The organism is Pedococcus sp. P2_D7 (assembly GCF_056404295.1).
The window spans coordinates 431,359-448,432 of record NZ_JBFUEH010000002.1; the positions used below are offsets into that span (position 1 = coordinate 431,359).

Annotated in this window: 19 protein-coding genes and 1 tRNA gene; 13 read left to right on the plus strand and 7 right to left on the minus strand. The window is 70.5% G+C overall.

Annotated elements, in window-relative coordinates:
* Nucleotide 1 precedes the first annotated feature (1 nt).
* Nucleotides 2-946 (plus strand): hypothetical protein, encoded by a 945-nt coding sequence (locus tag AC1DWJ_RS05570; RefSeq protein ID WP_477620212.1) that lies wholly within the window; start codon nt 2-4, stop codon nt 944-946.
* 10 nt (nt 947-956) lie between these two features.
* The gene (locus AC1DWJ_RS05575; RefSeq protein ID WP_477620213.1) at nt 957-1,652 is read left to right on the plus strand and encodes a hypothetical protein; all 696 of its coding nucleotides are present in this window, start codon (nt 957-959) and stop codon (nt 1,650-1,652) included.
* Here AC1DWJ_RS05575 and AC1DWJ_RS05580 read toward each other — a convergent pair.
* Entirely contained in the window at nt 1,600-2,721 is a 1,122-nt protein-coding gene (locus tag AC1DWJ_RS05580) for an NAD-dependent epimerase/dehydratase family protein (protein WP_477620214.1), read from the minus strand. The two genes, AC1DWJ_RS05575 and AC1DWJ_RS05580, sit on opposite strands and share 53 nt — an antisense overlap.
* 8 nt (nt 2,722-2,729) lie before the next feature.
* The gene (locus AC1DWJ_RS05585; protein WP_477620215.1) at nt 2,730-4,682 is read right to left on the minus strand and encodes a DUF362 domain-containing protein; all 1,953 of its coding nucleotides are present in this window, start codon (nt 4,680-4,682) and stop codon (nt 2,730-2,732) included.
* 58 nt (nt 4,683-4,740) lie between these two features.
* Between AC1DWJ_RS05585 and AC1DWJ_RS05590 the strand changes: the two genes are divergently transcribed.
* Together AC1DWJ_RS05590 and AC1DWJ_RS05595 are read left to right on the plus strand one after the other, a co-directional pair.
* Nucleotides 4,741-4,989: a DUF2630 family protein gene (locus tag AC1DWJ_RS05590; protein WP_457256181.1), complete on the plus strand. Its 249-nt coding sequence runs from the start codon at nt 4,741-4,743 to the stop codon at nt 4,987-4,989.
* Between the two features lie 101 nt (nt 4,990-5,090).
* Entirely contained in the window at nt 5,091-5,255 is a 165-nt protein-coding gene (locus AC1DWJ_RS05595) for a hypothetical protein (protein ID WP_457256183.1), read from the plus strand.
* 4 nt (nt 5,256-5,259) lie between these two features.
* On the opposite strand, the gene AC1DWJ_RS05600 is transcribed toward AC1DWJ_RS05595, so the two are convergent.
* Nucleotides 5,260-5,913: an MBL fold metallo-hydrolase gene (locus AC1DWJ_RS05600; protein ID WP_477620216.1), complete on the minus strand. Its 654-nt coding sequence runs from the start codon at nt 5,911-5,913 to the stop codon at nt 5,260-5,262.
* Between the two features lie 37 nt (nt 5,914-5,950).
* Here AC1DWJ_RS05600 and AC1DWJ_RS05605 point away from each other — a divergent pair, with 37 nt between their 5' ends.
* On the plus strand, nt 5,951-6,301 hold the full coding sequence (locus tag AC1DWJ_RS05605; RefSeq protein ID WP_457256186.1) for a DUF2200 domain-containing protein: 351 nt from the start codon (nt 5,951-5,953) through the stop codon (nt 6,299-6,301).
* Nucleotides 6,291-6,647, plus strand: a complete 357-nt coding sequence (locus AC1DWJ_RS05610) for a gamma-glutamylcyclotransferase family protein (RefSeq protein ID WP_477620217.1) — start codon at nt 6,291-6,293, stop codon at nt 6,645-6,647. Before AC1DWJ_RS05605 ends, AC1DWJ_RS05610 begins: the two co-directional genes overlap by 11 nt.
* A gap of 38 nt (nt 6,648-6,685) precedes the next feature.
* On the opposite strand, the gene AC1DWJ_RS05615 is transcribed toward AC1DWJ_RS05610, so the two are convergent.
* Both AC1DWJ_RS05615 and AC1DWJ_RS05620 read right to left on the minus strand, forming a co-directional pair.
* Complete coding sequence (locus tag AC1DWJ_RS05615; protein WP_477620218.1) at nt 6,686-7,465, minus strand: maleylpyruvate isomerase family mycothiol-dependent enzyme; 780 nt, start codon at nt 7,463-7,465, stop codon at nt 6,686-6,688.
* Between the two features lie 164 nt (nt 7,466-7,629).
* On the minus strand, nt 7,630-8,670 hold the full coding sequence (locus AC1DWJ_RS05620) for a helix-turn-helix domain-containing protein (protein WP_477620219.1): 1,041 nt from the start codon (nt 8,668-8,670) through the stop codon (nt 7,630-7,632).
* Between the two features lie 259 nt (nt 8,671-8,929).
* Between AC1DWJ_RS05620 and AC1DWJ_RS05625 the strand changes: the two genes are divergently transcribed.
* The 6 genes from AC1DWJ_RS05625 (at nt 8,930) to AC1DWJ_RS05650 (ending at nt 15,290) form a co-directional block, all read left to right on the plus strand.
* A complete protein-coding gene (locus AC1DWJ_RS05625; protein WP_477620220.1) occupies nt 8,930-10,285 on the plus strand; it encodes an ABC transporter substrate-binding protein in 1,356 nt (451 codons plus the stop codon).
* 162 nt (nt 10,286-10,447) lie between these two features.
* Complete coding sequence (locus tag AC1DWJ_RS05630; protein ID WP_477620221.1) at nt 10,448-11,386, plus strand: carbohydrate ABC transporter permease; 939 nt, start codon at nt 10,448-10,450, stop codon at nt 11,384-11,386.
* Complete coding sequence (locus AC1DWJ_RS05635; RefSeq protein WP_477620222.1) at nt 11,383-12,198, plus strand: carbohydrate ABC transporter permease; 816 nt, start codon at nt 11,383-11,385, stop codon at nt 12,196-12,198. The genes AC1DWJ_RS05630 and AC1DWJ_RS05635 overlap by 4 nt, the downstream gene beginning before the upstream one ends.
* 21 nt (nt 12,199-12,219) lie before the next feature.
* The gene (locus AC1DWJ_RS05640) at nt 12,220-13,722 is read left to right on the plus strand and encodes a mannitol dehydrogenase family protein (protein ID WP_477620223.1); all 1,503 of its coding nucleotides are present in this window, start codon (nt 12,220-12,222) and stop codon (nt 13,720-13,722) included.
* A 212-nt stretch (nt 13,723-13,934) separates the two neighbouring features.
* Nucleotides 13,935-14,591, plus strand: coding sequence for an NADPH-dependent F420 reductase (locus AC1DWJ_RS05645; RefSeq protein ID WP_457256200.1), 657 nt, complete (start codon nt 13,935-13,937; stop codon nt 14,589-14,591).
* A gap of 405 nt (nt 14,592-14,996) precedes the next feature.
* On the plus strand, nt 14,997-15,290 hold the full coding sequence (locus tag AC1DWJ_RS05650) for a hypothetical protein (RefSeq protein WP_457256202.1): 294 nt from the start codon (nt 14,997-14,999) through the stop codon (nt 15,288-15,290).
* A gap of 56 nt (nt 15,291-15,346) precedes the next feature.
* Here AC1DWJ_RS05650 and AC1DWJ_RS05655 read toward each other — a convergent pair.
* A tRNA-Pro gene (locus tag AC1DWJ_RS05655) sits at nt 15,347-15,423 on the minus strand.
* Nucleotides 15,424-15,540: 117 nt separating this feature from the next.
* A complete protein-coding gene (locus AC1DWJ_RS05660; protein WP_477620224.1) occupies nt 15,541-16,485 on the minus strand; it encodes a metallophosphoesterase in 945 nt (314 codons plus the stop codon).
* Nucleotides 16,486-16,550: 65 nt separating this feature from the next.
* Between AC1DWJ_RS05660 and AC1DWJ_RS05665 the strand changes: the two genes are divergently transcribed.
* Nucleotides 16,551-17,015, plus strand: coding sequence for a GatB/YqeY domain-containing protein (locus AC1DWJ_RS05665; RefSeq protein WP_477620225.1), 465 nt, complete (start codon nt 16,551-16,553; stop codon nt 17,013-17,015).
* Nucleotides 17,016-17,074: the final 59 nt, after the last annotated feature.

The window sequence follows — 17,074 nt, forward strand, 5'->3', positions numbered from 1 at the left end:
CATGAGCACCACCGCACCCGAGTACCTCACCTCCCTGCGCGACGGCTTCGCCGACGCCGTGCAGCAGTGGATGGACCAGTCGACCACAGCCTGGGACCAGTGGCAGCAGGCCTGGTCGCCGGTCGTCGAGGCAGCCGGGCTCGGTATGCCGGGTGGCTCCGGCGCGGCCCCGGGTCGCAGGTCGAAGGGTGGAGCCGACCGCGGCCATGACCATGGCCACCACCACGAACACGGGCACGACCACCGGCACGGCGAGAAGGGGTGCGGCTGTGCGGGATCCGGCGGTTGTCGCGAGCACGGCCACGACCACTCGGCGAGGGGCCGCCACGGCCAGCACGACTCCGGCCACCACGGCCAGCACGACCACCAGGGCTGCGGCTGTCACGACCAGTGCGGATGCGGCGACGTCTGCGGCTGCTGCGTGCCCGCGGCGGACGTGATCGTCCGCGCCCGGGCCGGTGAGGTGCGCGTGGTGCCCTTCCTGCTCCACAACCCGTGGCGCCGCGAGCGCGAGGTCTCCCTCGAGGTCGGGCCCTGGCACGGCTGCGACGGTGACGACCTCGAGATCCGCGCGGTCCTGGAGGAGGAGAAGGTCGTCCTGAAGCCGTGCGAGGACCGGGTGGTCAGGCTGCTGATCTCGACCCGGGGCGACGGCTCGTCGACCAGCAGGTCGGCCGACGTCGTCGACAAGCAGGAGCCGAAGGACCCGGCATCCGACGCACCCACCAAGCCCACCAAGGCAGCCGCAGCTGCGACTGCGGTGCGTGAGCCCCTGGACGTGGTGGTCAGCTCGAGGAGCCGGACCGGCGACGTCGACTCGTGCGTGAGTGCCTACGCCGACGTCCGGTTCGAGGGCTGTGCGCGCCCGCAACGGGTCGCCGTGGTCGTGCTGCCCGCCGAGTGTGACGCGGTCGACGTGGGGTGTGACTGCGGATGCTGCTGCTAGGAGGAGTGTCATGACGGAGACGAACAGCACCGACGAGACCCTGGCCCGGATCACCGAGCTGGCGCGCCAGGCCCTGCAGTCGCAGTCGACCCTGGCCAAGCAGTCGTTGGAGCTGGGCCGGGCAGCCTTGTCGGGCGATGTCGACCGGTCCACCACCAGCAAGGCCTACCTCGACGCCGTGAGCCGCGAGGGCGCGCGCTACTGGCGTGAGGCAAGCGCCCTGGGGCTCGACTACGCCAGCGAGCTCATGGCGCTGGGCACCCGCAGCGCGGCCCGGATCATCAGCGATGCATCCGCCGCAGGGGGGACGAGGGTGCGTCGCGGCACGACCGCCTTCCGCAACGGTGCTCCCCCCGCGCCACCCGCCGAGCCGGACGACGGGGTCAGGCGCTCGCGGGTGCACCTGCGTGCGGCCGTGGGGCAGACGGCCCAGGGCACGGTCACGGTGGTCAACCGGCATCCGCGCACCCGTCGGGTCGAGCTCGAGCCGAGCGACCTGCGCGACGCGACCGGCACCGTGGTCGCGCTCAGCCTGGAGGTCGACCCCGAGCACGTCACCATCCCGGCCGGCGAGGAGCACCAGGTCCGGCTCACGGTCGACCTCGAGGAGGCGGTCGTCCAGCCCGGCCAGCAGTACGTCGGGGGCGTGACGGTCAGCGGCGGCGACGAGGCCATGCTGGAGGTGACCGTCGAGGTCGCGGACTGACCTCCTCCGGATCCGCCAGTGGTGCGGCGACCAGGTCTCGGGCGGCGCGCACCTCGGGGTGCAGGCGCAGTCCTTCGCGCGCCCATCGGGGCAGGTGGGGGCTCACCGCCAGCCACGCCAGTGAGGCGGCCACCGACGCCCGGGCCGGCCGCGCGGCATACCCCAGCGCTTGGGCCCTGGTCGAGGTGTACCAGTAGAACCGGCCCACGGTGGAGGCTTCGTCGCGGGTGGTCAGGGGGGTGGCGTCGCGCAGCTGCGCCCACCACTCGGTCGCTGCCGAGACGGCCCACGCGCTGCCGGCGTCCATCTCGGCAAACGGGCCGGGGAGCCCGGCGAGGTCGGACACGAGGGTGTGGAGCATGCGCCAGCTGACATCCTCGCCGCCGAGCAGGTAGCGCTCGCCGGCCTCCCCGCGCTCGAGCATGCACAGGTGACCTGCACCGACGTCCCGCGCGTCGACGACGTTGCAGCCGCCGGGAAAGGTGCTGCGGGTCGGGTCGAGCAGGTAGCGCAGGACGATGGCGTTGCTCGGCGCGAGCCGCGTGAAGGGTCCACCCAGGACCACGGTGGGCAGGGCCAGCACGACCTCGAGGTCGAGCCGGCGACCGGTCTCCAGGGCGATCTCCTCCTGGGCGACCTTGCTGGCGTAGTAGGCCGGCGCTGGCTCGGACCCGAGGCGGTCTAGCTCGGAGCGGGCGCGGGGGAGCAGGCTCGACCCGCGGGTGGCCGACGACGACGTGACGACGGCCCGCGAGACCCCGGCCGCTGCGGCTGCTTCGAGGACGGCCCGGGTGCCGTCGGTGTTCACCTGGTCGACTTCAGCGGCCCGCGAGTCACCGAAGGCGTAGACGGCGGCGCAGTGGACCACGGCGTCACACCCCTTCATCGCGCTGCGCAGGGCGGTCGGGTCGGTGAGGGCCGCGGTCACGGCGGGCACGCGGTGGACCCCGACCCGCACCTGCGTCCTGCGGTGGTCGGGGTCGGGCCGCGCGATCGCGAGCACCTCGTGGCCGGCGGCAAGGGCAGCCGCCACCACCTGGCCACCCACCATGCCGGTCGCGCCGGTCACGGCGACCTTCACCGCGCACCCCGGACGTGGCGGAAGCCGTGGGCGTCGACCTCGGGACCGGTCGTCCTCGCCGCACCAGTGGGGCCGTCGAGGTCGGGGCCCGCCGGGCGGTCGCCGAGCCAGTCGGTGACCGCACCGAGGACGAGGTCGAGCGCCTGCGTCAGGAGGGGTTCGGTCGGGTCCATGGGAGGTCGTCCGATCCGGAACTCGCGACCCTCGAAGCAGGCCTCCAGGTTGTCGAAAGTCGTCGTGAAGAAGCGTCGGTAGGCCTCCTCCAGCAACGGGTTTCGCAGCTCGGGCACGGCGGCGAGGTCGATGCCCGCCCAGGTCGGGGGTAGCGCGAAGAGCTGCCGCCCGCGCACCACCACCAGCGTGCCCGACGGCGTGCGCGTGAAGGTCAGGCTGCCATCGTCGAACTCCGCAGAACCATTGGGGCTGCTGACAGTTCGCCAGGTGAGGCGGTGCCGGTCGGCGCTGCGCTCGACCAGCTCGACCTTGCAGACGTCGATCGGCTCGCCACCCCAGGCGGCGAGGTAGTTGGGTTGGGGCAGGTAGAGGTTTCGCTCGGCCTGGCGCGTGCGCGTGGTGCCGCCCGAGGACGCCGACGAGACCGTCACCCTCCGACCGCCGATGTAGTCGGCCATCAGGCTGATGCCCGCGGCCACGTCAACCCGGGCCACCCACTCGTCGAAGTCGGCCCGGACCTCGCGAGCCACCTCGAAGACGGTCGCCCCGTCCACGAGCCGCCAGCGCATCCCGTCGCCGTTCTCCGGCATGCCTTCCACCATCGCGTCGAACGCGGCGAAGAACGTCGGCAGCGCGTCATAGGCGCTGACCGGGTATGCCGCGGGGTCGAAGCCGAGGGGCACCTCGCGCCGGTCGACGGTGTCCTTGTCGACCCCGGTGGACCAGGCCAGCGCGCCCTGTCGGGCGGCGCCGACGCCACCGAGGACGGCCGTGAGGGGAAGGTGCCCGGCAGGGTCGTCCGCGGCGACGACGAGCGGCGTGAGGACGGCGCGCACCGTCGACAGCACCGGGTCCGAGGCGGTGCCACCCTCGTCCGGTCCGCCCGTGGCCGCGCTGAGGACGCGGGCGAGACGCGGCTCGGCGGCCACCGCCCGCGCTGCGGCACGCGACAGCGGATGGGCCGTGCGGGCGCCTTCGAGCTGTGTCAACCGCCCCTCAGTGCGTCCCGTGGAGGGACCGACGACGAGCAGGGCGCGCTCGAACAGCGGTGACGTCGACCGGTCCAGACCCAGGAGTGCCGCGGTGCTGCCGTCGGCCGCGAGCAGGTCGTTGGCCACGACGAGCACGCGGCTGTCGAGGGGCTGGGCGAGGCGGCCGCCGTCCGGTCCCACGCTCGCCTCGAGGGCATCGACGACGACGAGCGTGGGCGGGAGGTGGCTGAGCAGGTCGGCCGCGACGTCGGCGGCTTCGGCGCCGGCCACCTCGGGAGCCGCGCCGAGGAGCGTCGTGAGGCACGCGGCATACCCGTCCGTCAGGTCGGTGACCGCGCGGCCGACGACCACCCGCGTGGGCGACTCGACCCACGCACGTGAGGCGAGGTGGCCGGACAGGACACTCGTGTCCGGCACCGGGGCGGCGACGAGGTCGCTGCCGAGGTCGACCACGTCGTACGCGGTGCCGGTCGCGGTGCGGCCCGTGAGACCGGCCAGCCGCGCCAGCTCCTGCACCGAGTGGTGTCCGCGGTCGCGGTCGTAGGCGTGCACGGTCGCACCGACGACAACAGGGCTACATCCCTTGTCCTGCAACAGGTCCACCACCGCGTGGACGACGGTGGCGGCGACCGGTGTCGGCTGGCGCAACCGCACCATCACGACCGCGGCCCCGGAGAGCTCCGGGGCGAGGGCGGACACCGCCGGGCCGAGGGTGTCGGCCGCCCCACCACCGACCACGATGCAGGCCAGCGGGTCCCGGCTCGGCACGCCGCGGGGTGCCACCCGTCCATGTAACCAGCGCGCCCTCGCGAGCGACAGGGGGCGATGTCATAGTGAGGAGGTGGCCGACGACATCGACATCCAGCAGCACATCAAGGGACTCATCGACGAGGAGCACGGCCTGCGCAGCAAGCTCGGCGCCGGCGAGATCAGCGTCGACGAGGAGAACCAGCGCCTGCGCAGCATCGAGGTCGAGCTCGACCAGTGCTGGGACCTGCTGCGACAGCGTCGGGCCAAACGCGAGTTCGGGGAGGACCCGGCCGCCGCTGAGGTGCGTGACGCCGGCACCGTGGAGAACTACCGGGGCTGAGCCACCCGCCGTTCACCCGGCGTTCGGCGTGGCGGACTGGACACCTCGGTGAGGAGTTCTACCCTCGAAGGAGGCCGGAACCCGACACAAGGGGGTGCGCCATGCGCACAACACTTGCCCACCTGCACGTCCCTCACCCACACGTCGCCCACCACGAACCGACGTGGTGGCTGGGCCACAGCCTCGTGGCCGTCGCGACCGCCGCACTGATGATCTACGGTGCAGCCGTCCTGCTCGTCCTGGCCGGGGTGCTGCTCTTCGCCTGACGCCTCACCAGCGTCGGTCGACCCAATCCTGGAGGTGGGGCAGCTCGTGCCCGATCACGGTTGAGTCGCCGTGGCCGGGGAGCACCACCGTGTCCTCGGGCAGGGTGAACAGCCGCGTGCGCACCGACTCGATGATGGTGTCGAAGTCGCTGTAGTCGTGGCGGGTGGCTCCCGGACCACCCGGGAAGAGGGTGTCGCCCGTGAAGACGACCCCGAGCGACGGGGCGTGGAAGCAGCACGACCCCGGCGTGTGGCCCGGGGTGTGGATGACCTGCAGCTCGACGTCGCCGACGGTGAGGACCTGGCCGTCGGCGAGGGCGCCGTCGGGGGTGACGGGGTAGAGCTCGTCCCACAGGAAGCGGTCGTCCGGGTGCAGGTGCGCGGGAGCGCGGGTGCCGTCGCAGACCTCTCCCACGGCGTCGATGTGGTCGAAGTGACCATGGGTGATGAGGACGCCCTGCACGCGCTGCTCGCGCGGGATCGACTTCACGATAGCGCGGCCGTCGTGGCCGGCGTCGATGACCAGGCACTCCTTGTCGTCGCCGATCACCCAGGTGTTGTTCTCGAGGGTCCAGGCTCCCTCGGGTCTGTCGAAGGTGCCTGCGGTGACGATGCGCGCGACGCGCACGCCGCCCGGGGAAGGTGCGATGTCCGGCATACCCCCATCCTCACCCATCGCGGCTAGGCTCGCGAAGGTGAGCCGGATCTTCACGACGAGCGTCGCCGCGGTCTACCCCCACTACGTGAACAAGGTGGCGAAGAAGGGCCGCAGCAAGGCCGAGCTGGACGAGGTCATCGAGTGGCTGACCGGCTTCGACGAGGCGTCGCTGACCCGCCACCTCGAGGGGGAGACGACCTTCGAGGACTTCTTCGCGGCGGCCAGCCTCAACCCCGACGCCTCGCTGATCACCGGGTCGATCTGTGGCATCCGGGTCGAGGACGTGGAGGACCCGTTGATGCAGAAGATCCGCTACCTCGACAAGCTCGTCGACGAGCTGGCCAAGGGCAAGGCGATGGACAAGGTCCTGCGCAGCAGTGGCAGCTGAGGCCTCGTCGGCCGCCACCGAGCCCGGCCTCTTCGTCTACGGCACGCTCGCTCCCGGCCGCCCCAACGCGCACGTGATGGACGGCATGGTCGGCACGTGGGACCCGGCCACCGCCCGGGGCGACCTGCTGCCGGACGGGTGGGGTGCAGCTGCTGGCTACCCCGCGATCGTGCTCAAGGACGACGGACCGGAGGTGCCGGGGTTGCTGTTCCGCTCGGACGACCTGCCGGCGCACTGGGACCGGCTCGACGAGTTCGAGGGCGAGGGCTACGACCGGGTGCTGACGACGGTGCACCTGCACAGCGGTGCGGATGTGTGCGCCTTCGTCTACGCCCTGCGCCGGTAGCGTCGCCGCAGTCGGTCTGGCCCCGACGCGGTGCGTCGTCAGTCGCCCGGGATCCACTCGACGAGGCCGTCGAGCACGGCCCGGTCGCCAGTGATCTCCAGTGTCTCCAGCGGGATCCGGCCGTACATCGTGAGGACGATCTCGCTCGCCGAGGCCAGGCCCGTCATGGTTGCCGCGTCCTTTGCGCCCCCGTCAGGAAGGCGGGCGAAGCGGGCGCCGTCGGCGTCGAGCTCGAGCCGCCAGGCGGGGCCCTCGGTCGACACGTAGTCGAGCGTCGCCGGCTCGTGCGGCCAGGCGTACGTGGTGGCGTTGCAGGAGGAGAGGAACTCCTCGACGCCGTCGACTGCCGCTTCGTCAGGTAGGGGCTGCGGAGCGCCGAGGGCGACCTGGGCGTCGTAGGTGTGCACCGCCACCTCCTGCAGCTGGTGTCGAGCCACGGCACCAGCGGTGAGCGGCGACTGCGACTCGTCCCACCAGGCCCAGCACCCGCGGTCCGGTCCGGCCTCGCGCAGGGCGGAGTCCAGCTCCGCGACCGAGTCGGCCAGCCAGGCCTGCAGGGCCGCACGGTCCCGGGGCGCATCCGCGCCATCCCCAGGGGCCGTGCCCGCCGGTCGCTCGTCGGACGGGCCGACGGCCACGATCGTCGCCCAGCGCTGTCGCCCTTGGCCGATGTGCTCGGCGAGGTCGAACAGCGTCCACCCCGGGCAGGTCGGCACCGGCACGTCGAGATCGGGCGCCGCGGCCACCAGGGCGAGGAAGGCGGTCGATCGCTCGTCGATCAGTCGCAGCAGGTCGGGGAACTCCGGCGTCGTGTGCACCCCGGCTGTCTACCAGCCCGCGACGGCCGTTGGATACCGAGTTTCGTGCCGGTCGGTATGAACCTCGCGCCTTTCGATCCTTTCTTGCCGCGCACCAGGGTGCAGCAGCGCCCTGGTGAGCCACCAGCCGGGTATGCCGCGCGGTCAGGCGTGGTCAGGCGTGGTCAGGCGTGGTTGCCGGCGGCGATACGTGCGCGCAGGCCGAGGCTGAACACCTCGGCGGGCGGCTTCTGCGACGACTCGAGCCTGCGGTAGGCCGTGGGGGTAGCGCCCACCTCCGCGAGGAACTGGCGGTTGAAGTTGGCCATGTTGCGGTAGCCGCTCAGCTCCGCCACCTGGGCGATGGAGGCGGGGGTCGTGTCGAGGAGGCGGCGGGCGTGCGCGATGCGCAGCTTCTTGACCATGTTGCTGAACGTCATGCCGGTGGCGCTGCGGAAGTACTTCGAGAACGTCGGCTCCGACATGTAGGCGAGCTTGGCAGCGGTGGAGAGCCGGATGTCGTCGGTGAGGTTCTCGAAGATGTAGGCCAGGCCGACCTCGACGGCGTTGAGCGAGTTCGGGTCGGTGGGGCGACCGAGCCACTCGCTGGCCACGACCTCACGCTCCTCCTGCGGGGCGCGCGCGAAGATCGACAGCAGGCGGAACAGGCTCGCCACCTGCTGCGTGCCCTCGGTGTGGACGACCTCGAGGATGTTCTCGGCGGCGCGCCAGGCGGTGGCGCCCGAGAAGACGATGCCCCTCGCCGACTGGGCGAGGACGTCGTCGATCTCCTGCAGCTCGGGGATGAGCCGCATGCACTCACGCACCCACTCGTCGGTGAACTGGATGACGGCGTCGCGGTCGGGGGCGACCTGCCCGGGAGGCAGGTCGCTCACCCAGTCGTGCGGGAGCAGCGGGCCCATGATGCTGACGTGTCCCGGGGCGAACGTGCCCACGTGGTCGCCGGCGATGAAGCTGCCGTGGGTCTTGGTGATGAGGTGGATCTCGTACTCGGGGTGGGCGCCCCATCCACAGATCTCACTGGGGAAGTCGTGGGTGAGCGCGCGGAAGGCGTGCTGCGGGTGAGGGGGGATCACCTCGCGACGGGGGGCGGCTGGGTAGGGGCTGCCGGGGCGGTGGGCCGAGTGGAGCTCGACCACGTCCGGGGGCGCGAAGCCCGCGAGGGGGCGCCTCGGCGTGCCCGTCGACTGATACGAAGTCCTCACCTCCATCTGCTCCGCCGTGGGTCAGACCCGATTGACACCTCAGTGTGCCGCACGGATGCTCAGACGTGAAGTGCCCTGCTCAGATGAGCGGAATGGGAAAGTATCGAAAGACTGGCGAAGGCGTCATTGTCCGGTCGCCTGCGTCGCGGCCACGCTGAACTCATCCCGGCACTGCGGCCAGGACCAGGTGAGCCCACCTCGTCCCCTGCGGACGGCGGGACCTCGAGTACCAAAGGCTCACCTACCAAAGGAGTTAGGCATGCTCTGTTCGAAGCGCGCCCTGACCGCGGGTGCGGGCGTGGTGGCGGCCGCGCTCGCCATGGCGGCCTGCTCGTCGGGCAACGTATCCAGTGGCGGCGGCGGAGGCGACGGCAAGAACGTCACCCTCAACCTGGCCACCGTGAACAACGGCCAGATGAAGGACATGGAGAAGCTCAAGGGGGAGTACGAGACTGCTCACCCCGGCACCAAGATCAACTTCCAGGTGATGGAGGAGGGTGACCTGCGCGCAGCGGTCACCGCCGACGTCGCCAGCAAGGCCGGCCAGTACGACATCGTCACCATCGGCGCCTACGAGACCCCGCAGTGGGGTGCGAACGGTTGGCTGGTGGACCTGACCGGGCCGCTCAAGTCCGACGCGGCATACGACGTCGACGACCTCCTCGCGCCGGTGCGCGAGGCGATCTCCAACGACGGCAAGCAGTATGCCGTCCCGTTCTACGGCGAGTCGTCGATCCTCATGTACAACAAGGAGATCCTCGACAAGGCGGGTGTCACCCTCTCCGCCAACCCCACCTGGCAGCAGGTCGCGGACGCGGCCAAGAAGGTCAACACCTCCTCGCGGGCCGGCATCTGCATGCGCGGCAAGCCCGGCTGGGGTGACCTCTTCGCGCCGCTCACCACGGTCGTGCAGACCTTCGGCGGGAACTGGTACGACACCAGCTGGAACGCCACGGTCAACTCGCCCGAGTGGAAGCAGGCGGTCACGTTCTACAAGACCCTGCTCGACACCTCGGGTGAGAAGGACCCGGTCTCCTACTCCTTCAACGAGTGCCTGACCGCGCTCAAGGAGGGCAAGGCGGCCATGTGGGCCGACGCCTCGGTGGCTGCCTCGATGCTCGAGGCCGACGACTCCCCGGTGAAGGGCAAGATGGGCTATGCCCACATGCCGGTCGACAAGACCAAGGAGTCGGGCTGGCTGTGGAGCTGGAACCTCGCGGTCCCGGCGACCACGAAGAACAAGGACGCCGCGATCGACTTCATCAAGTGGGCGACGAGCAAGGACTACCACAAGCTCGTCGGCGAGAAGCTCGGCTGGTCCCTGGTGCCCCCGGGTGCCCGCCAGTCGACCTACGACCTGCCGGAGTACAAGCAGGCTGCCGCGGCCTACGCGCCCATCACCCTGGACGTGATGAAGTCGGTCAACCCCAAGCAGCCGGGCGTGAACCCGCAGCCCTGGGTCGGTATCCAGTACGTGTCGATCCCTGAGTTCCAGGACGTCGGCAACCAGTGCGCCCAGCTGATCGCCGACTACCTCGCCAACCGCGGCACGGTGGACGACGCACTCGGCAAGTGCCAGGGCATCGCCAAGAAGGCGGGCGACGCACACAAGTAGTGCCTGCCCGGTCCTCCGGGACGTCCGTCCCGTCTCGCACGGAGGAAACGGACAGGGTGCCGGGGTCGCGACTCGCGCACGACCCCGGCACCACCCCAGGACCGCCCACCGCCTTACCCCCGTCCACCCCAAATCCCGCCCATTGCAAGGGGGAGTTCCCTCATGGCTGTCACCGAGCTCGACACCGTGGTCGCCGAGACCGCCACCGACAAGCGGCGCGTCAAGACCACCTCGAAGGAAGTGTGGACCGCACGGTGGCTCCTGCTGCCGGCCGTCATCTTCCTCATCCTGCTGACCCAGATCCCGTTCCTCACGACAGTCGGCTACTCGACGATCCGGTGGAACCTGCTCTACCCCAACGACCGTGGCTTCACCTGGTTCAAGAACTACGGGACGGCGCTGTCGTCCGGTGACCTGTGGCCCTCGATCGTCGCGACCGTCGTCATCACCGCGTCGGCCGTGATCTTCTCGCTCCTGTTCGGCATGATGTTCGCGCTCCTGCTGAACCGTCCGTTCCACGGGCGGGCGCTGGCCCGCACGCTCATGATCACGCCGTTCCTGATCATGCCCGCGGCCTCCGCGCTGATCTGGAAGTACTCGATGTTCGACACGAACATCGGCATCCTCAACTGGCTCTCGCGCACGCTGCACCTGCCGGTGGTCTCGTGGAGCACCGAGCACCCGCTCCTGGCCGTGGTCATCGTCCTGACGTGGGAGTTCACGCCGTTCATGATGCTCATCCTGCTGGCCGGGCTCCAGGGCCAGGACACGGGAATCCTCGAGGCGGCCCAGGTCGACGGCGCCGGCCCGTGGCGCACCTTCACGTGGATCACGTTGCCGCACCTGCGGATGTACGTGGAGATCGGCGTCCTGCTCGGCGCCGTCATCATCATCCAGGTCTTCGACCCGATCGCGATCCTGACCAAGGGCACCGGCGGGACCAAGACCCTCGCCTACCTGCTCTACGAGCGCGCCTTCATCGGGCTCGACGTCGGTCAGGCCGCGGCATACGGAGTCATCACCGTCGTGCTCACGATCATCGTGGCCACGGTCGCGCTCCGCACCCTGTTCAAGGTCTTCATGGCTGGAGGAAGTCGATGACACGCACTGCCCGGGGAGGCCTCGTCACCGCACTCACGTGGGTGCTCGTGCTGGTCTTCTTCTTTCCCGTCTTCTGGATGATCATCAACGGTTTCAAGCCCGAGTCGGTCGCCTCGTCCATCAACCCGAAGGTCTTCTTCAGCCCGGTGACCACCGGCTACCAGCTCGCGATGGACCGAGGGATGAAGGGCTACCTGCTCAACTCGGTCACCGCGTCGGTGACCGCGACGATCATCGCGGTGGTGCTCGCCATCCCGGCTGCGTACGCGCTCAGCATCCGGCGGGTGAAGAACGTCGAAGGTGCCCTGTCGTTCTTCATCTCCACCCGCTTCATGCCGATGGCCGCGGTGGTCCTGCCGCTCTACATCATCCTCAAGAACCTCGGTCTGCTCGACAACATCTACATGCTGGCCGTCGTCTACGGCGCGGTGAACCTGCCCGTCACGGTGTGGATGATGCGGTCGTTCTTCCTCGAGGTGCCGTTCGAGATCGTGGAGGCGGCCCGGGTCGACGGGGCCGGCCTGTACCGCGAGATCGTGCGGATCGTCCTTCCGCTGGTGCTTCCCGGCGTTGCCGCGGCGGCGCTGATCAGCTTCATCTTCAGCTGGAACGAGTACTTCCTCGCCACGCTGCTGACGAGCAACGCGGCCCGGACCACGCCGCCGTTCCTCGGCAGCTTCGTCGACGGACGTGGACAGTTCCTCGCGGTCCTCTCCGCGGCTGCGACGATCGCGGCGCTGCCAGTCATCCTCGCCGGGTGGGTCGCGCAGAAGCAGCTGGTGCGCGGGTTGTCCATGGGCGCCATCAAGTAACCGACGGCCAGGACTACTTCCGTGACACACGAACCCACCGTCCACCACCGTGCCGCGGCCGGGGCGACCCTGCTCCCCGTCGTGCCCGAATGGGTCTCCCAGCCCACCTATGACCGTTCGCAGGTGACGGCCTCGATCGTCCACTTCGGCGTCGGCGGCTTCCACCGGTCCCACGAAGCCGTCTACCTCGACACCCTGATGAACCAGGGTGAGGCGCTCGACTGGGGCATCTGCGGGGTCGGCGTGCTGCCGCACGACCGTCGCGTCATCGACACCCTCGACGCCCAGCGCGGCCTCTACACGTTGATCGTCAAGCACCCTGACGGGAAGTGGTCCGCCTCGGTGGTCGGCTCGATCGTGGAGGTGGTCTTCGCGCCCGCCGACCGCGAGTACGTCGTCGACCGCCTGGTCGACGAGCGCACCCGGATCGTGTCGATGACCATCACCGAGGGCGGCTACCTGGTCAACCAGGAGACGGGTGACTTCGACGCGGACGATCCCGACATCAGGCTCGACCTCGAGCCGGATGCGGTGCCGCACACCGTCTTCGGCTACGTCGTCGCCGCCCTGGCCCGGCGCCGCGCCGAGGGTCGCGAGCCCTTCACGGTGATGAGCTGCGACAACCTGCCCGACAACGGCGACGTCGCGAAGCGGATGATCTGTGCCTTCGCGCGGCTCAAGGACCCCGACCTGGCCGACTGGATGGAGTCCAACGTCGCCTTCCCCAACAGCATGGTCGACCGGATCACGCCGGTCACGACCGAGCAGGACATCGAGCGGCTCACCGACCAGTTCGGCGTGACGGACCTGTGGCCGGTGGTCTGCGAGCCGTTCAGCCAGTGGGTGCTCGAGGACAACTTCACCCAGGGGCGTCCGCCGCTGGAGGGCGCCGGGGTGCAGCTGGTCGAGGACGTCGTGCCCTACGAGCTGATGAAGCTGCGGCTGCTCAACGCCAGCCACCAGGCCATGTGCTACCTCGGCTACCTGGCCGGGTACCGGTATGCCCACGAAGTCTGTCAGGACCGGCTCTTCGTCCGCATGCTCGCGACGTTCATGGAACAGGAGGCCAGCCCGACCCTCCAGCCGGTGCCGGGCGTCGACCTCGCGGAGTACCGGCGCCAGCTGCTCGAGCGGTTCGCCAACCCCGAGATCCGTGACCCGCTCACCCGGCTGTGTGCCGAGTCCAGCGACCGCATCCCCAAGTGGCTGGTGCCGGTCATCCGCCACAACCTCGGCAACGGTGGCGCGGTCGACGTCTCCGCGCTGATCGTGGCGTCCTGGGCCCGCTACGCCGAGGGCACGGACGAGCAGGGCAACCCGATCGAGGTCGTCGATCGCCGCAAGGACGCCGTGGTCGCCCGAGCCGCGCGCCAGCACGAGGACCCGTGCGCGTTCCTGCGCGACCCGGACCTCTTCGGCGACCTCGCCGACAACCCGCGCTTCACCGAGGCCTACACCCGCGCCCTCACCGACCTGCACGAGCGCGGTGCCGTGGCAGCCACCGAGGCTGCCCTCCAGTCCTGACCCGGCCGACCAACCGTGACGCAGGTCGGCCGGGTCAGCCCCACAGTGCACCGAGGGCTGGCGTCCCACCCCGATGCCGGTATGCCGCGGGCAGGGCAGGCTGCGCGGAAGCGGACCGACGCGCCCGGGCATAGAACGTCGCGGAGGTGCGTTGCGCGACGAGATGGACGCACCCGTCCACCTCGCGCGCAGCCTTGCACCCAGGAGTCACCATGAAGATCGCAGTCCTCGGCACCGGCAGCGTGGGGCAGGCCCTCGCCGGCCGCCTCCTCGAGCTCGACCACGACGTCGTCGTCGGCACCCGCGACCCCGACACCACCCGCAGCCGCAGCGAGTCCTTCGGCAGCTGGCTCGACGCCCATCCCGCCGCGAGCCTGGCCACCTTCGCCGAGGCCGCCGCAGCCTCAGAGCTGGTCGTCAACGCGACGAGTGGCCCCGGGGCCCTACCGGCCCTGGAGTCCGCCGGCGCCGACAACCTGGCCGGCAAGGTGGTCATCGACATCTCCAACCCGCTCGACTTCTCAGCCGGGTTCCCTCCCACCCTCTTCGTCAAGGACACCGACTCGCTCGCCGAGCAGATCCAGCGCACGTTCCCCGAGGCCCGCGTGGTCAAGACCCTGAACACGCTGACCGCCTCGCTCATGGTCAACCCCGCGGACCTCGGCGCGGACTCGTCGGTCTTTGTCTCGGGCAACGACGAGGCGGCCAAGGCGACGGTCACCGAGCTGCTCCAGAGCTTCGGTCACACGGACGTCATCGACCTCGGCGACATCACCACCGCGCGTGGCCCGGAGATGCTGCTCCCCGTGTGGCTGCGGCTGATGGGCGCCCTGGGCACGTCGTCGTTCAACTTCAAGATCGTCCGCTGACGGGCCGACTGTCCGTGCGAGGCGGATGCCTCGGCTCGACGGGCGGCATCACTGGCTGGGGTCAGGCTCATGCCCCGCGAGAAGCCGAACCCGCTCGTGGCGCTCGAGGGCTGCGGCGGCTAACATCACTCCTGGCGCCTGCCCGGACCCGCAATCGCCACTTTCGATGGCGCAGGTCCGGGTCCAGCAGCGTGGCTCGGGGAGACCAAGCCGTCCGGTCGTCGTCTGGCACCACAGGGGAGCTGGCGGCGTCGACCGAAAGGCAGTGCCCCTGCGTCTCGACGCGGGGGCACTGCTGTGGCTGAGGGCCTTCGGTGCATCCCCCGATGAGGGAACATTCGGCGTAGTGTCAGGCATGCCGCGTTGGGATCCGCTGGGTCCGCGCCGAGTTGAGGTCGTCCCGCCATGAAGATCGACACCGCCACTGCCGTCCCAGCACCGCGACGTTCCTTGGCCGAGATGGCGGACGACGTCCGCGTGGCACGCGAGGAGGTGGCCGCACAGCGAATGTCGCCAGTGGTCCAGGCCAGCTTGTTGTCGGCCCGTCAGGAGCTGCTGCGCGTCATGCAGGTCTACTCCGATGAGCTGATCGCACGCCGGCTGCCGGTCCCGCCACAGCTGCGCGACGACCTGCGCCTGCACCGTGACATCCGACGCAACCCCGGCAGTGACTGGCATCGGAGGGGCGGGGCCCTCTAGGGCGGCCCCGAACGCGACGAAGGCCGGTCCGGCTGACGCCGGTCCGGCCCTGTGTCTGGTCGGGGTGACAGGATTTGAACCTGCGGCCTCTTCGTCCCGAACGAAGCGCGCTACCAAGCTGCGCCACACCCCGTGGCAATCGCCACCCACGCCAGTTCGACGGGAGCAGCGACAGTGAAGGATAGCCCACCCGACCCGGCCACTCCCAATCGGTATGCCGCCTGCGCGGCCCACGCACGCAGGCCTGGGCTCAGGAGCGCGGCACCAGGGTGAGCAGGGTGGCCTCGGGGCGGCAGCAGAACCGCACGGGCGCGTAGGGGGACGTGCCCAGCCCGGCCGACACGTGCAGCCACGCGGCGTCCGCGGGGGCGTCGGACGACGGGGCCGACCCCGCCCCCGGCCACCAGCGCGAGACCCCCTTCGCCCGGTTGGTCGGCAGGTCGCAGTTGGTGACCAGCGCGCCGTAGAAGGGAAGGGCGAGCTGGCCGCCGTGCGTGTGACCGGCGATCAGGAGCCGGGCGCCGTCGGCGGCCATCGGGTCGAGCACGCGCTGGTAGGGGGCGTGCGTGACGCCGATCGTCACGGCGGCGGATGTCGAGGCCGGGCCGGCCACGGCGGCATACTCGTCCTTCCGGATGTGGGCGTCGTCGGTGCCGACGAGCTCCACCTCGGCCCCGCCGACCGACAGGGTGGTGCGCGCGTTGTCGAGGTCGACCCAGCCACCGTCGCGCAGGCCGGCCCGCAGGTCCTCGATCGGCAGCCGCACCCGCCCGGGCGGGGCATGGGCGTGGCGCCGGGTCAGGTAGCGCGCAGGGTTCTTCGGCACCGGCGCGTAGTAGTCGTTGGAGCCCATGACGAACACGCCGGGAAAGGCGAACAACGGCTCCATCGCCTCGAGCGCTCCCGGCACCGCATCGAGGGCCGCGAGGTTGTCGCCGGAGTTGACGACCAGGTCGGGCGACAGCGCGGCGAGCCCACGCACCCACTCGATGCGGCGCCGTTGGCGGGGCACGAGGTGGAGGTCGGAGACCTGCAGGACCCGCAGGGGCGGCGACCCGGGAGCCAGCACCGGCACGGTGAACCGGCGCAGCGCGAACCAGTTGCGCTCGACCACGCTGGCGTAGCCGACGCCCGCCACGCCCAGCGCGGCGACACCGGCGACCGTGCCCAACGCGGCGCCCAGGGGAGTATTCATCCCCGCCATCCTTGCAAACCGGATCTCGGCGGGTCGGACCACCATCCGCCTGCGAGACTGGGGCCATGACCCAGCCGAGCCTCAAGGCCACCGTCCAGAGCGACCTCACCGACGCCATCCGTCAGCGTGATGCGGTGCGGTCCGGCACGCTGCGCCTGGCGCTCACCTCCATCACCAACGAAGAGGTGTCGGGCACGCAAGCGCGGGATCTCAGCGACGACGAGGTGCTCAAGGTGCTGGCGAAGGAGGCCAAGAAGCGCAAGGAGGCCGCGACCGCCTACGCCGGTGCGGGTCGTCCAGAGCTCGCCGCCAAGGAGGAGGCCGAGCTGGCGGTCCTCGAGGCCTACCTGCCCGCCCAGCTCTCCGACGACGAGCTCACGACCATCGTCGCCGCCGCGATCGAGCAGACCGGGGCGACCGGTATGCCGCAGCTCGGCCAGGTCATGAAGGTCGCCCAGGGCGTCGTGGCCGGCCGCGCCGACGGCGGTCGGGTGGCTGCCGCCGTGAAGGCGGCCCTGACCAAGGGCTGAGCCTGCCGTGGGTGAGCTGCCCACGCGGCCGGCTCCGCGGCATACCGCACACTCGAAGG

What these genes read in the sequence shown, in the direction of transcription:
- AC1DWJ_RS05570 (WP_477620212.1), top strand. Translation starts at nt 2, where the DNA reads ATGAGCACCACCGCACCCGAGTACCTCACCTCCCTGCGCGACGGCTTC.
- AC1DWJ_RS05575 (WP_477620213.1), top strand. Translation starts at nt 957, where the DNA reads ATGACGGAGACGAACAGCACCGACGAGACCCTGGCCCGGATCACCGAG.
- AC1DWJ_RS05595 (WP_457256183.1), top strand. Translation starts at nt 5,091, where the DNA reads ATGCGCACAACACTTGCCCACCTGCACGTCCCTCACCCACACGTCGCC.
- AC1DWJ_RS05600 (WP_477620216.1), bottom strand. Translation starts at nt 5,913, where the DNA reads ATGCCGGACATCGCACCTTCCCCGGGCGGCGTGCGCGTCGCGCGCATC.
- AC1DWJ_RS05625 (WP_477620220.1), top strand. Translation starts at nt 8,930, where the DNA reads ATGCTCTGTTCGAAGCGCGCCCTGACCGCGGGTGCGGGCGTGGTGGCG.
- AC1DWJ_RS05630 (WP_477620221.1), top strand. Translation starts at nt 10,448, where the DNA reads ATGGCTGTCACCGAGCTCGACACCGTGGTCGCCGAGACCGCCACCGAC.
- AC1DWJ_RS05635 (WP_477620222.1), top strand. Translation starts at nt 11,383, where the DNA reads ATGACACGCACTGCCCGGGGAGGCCTCGTCACCGCACTCACGTGGGTG.
- AC1DWJ_RS05645 (WP_457256200.1), top strand. Translation starts at nt 13,935, where the DNA reads ATGAAGATCGCAGTCCTCGGCACCGGCAGCGTGGGGCAGGCCCTCGCC.
- AC1DWJ_RS05650 (WP_457256202.1), top strand. Translation starts at nt 14,997, where the DNA reads ATGAAGATCGACACCGCCACTGCCGTCCCAGCACCGCGACGTTCCTTG.
- AC1DWJ_RS05660 (WP_477620224.1), bottom strand. Translation starts at nt 16,485, where the DNA reads ATGAATACTCCCCTGGGCGCCGCGTTGGGCACGGTCGCCGGTGTCGCC.
- AC1DWJ_RS05665 (WP_477620225.1), top strand. Translation starts at nt 16,551, where the DNA reads ATGACCCAGCCGAGCCTCAAGGCCACCGTCCAGAGCGACCTCACCGAC.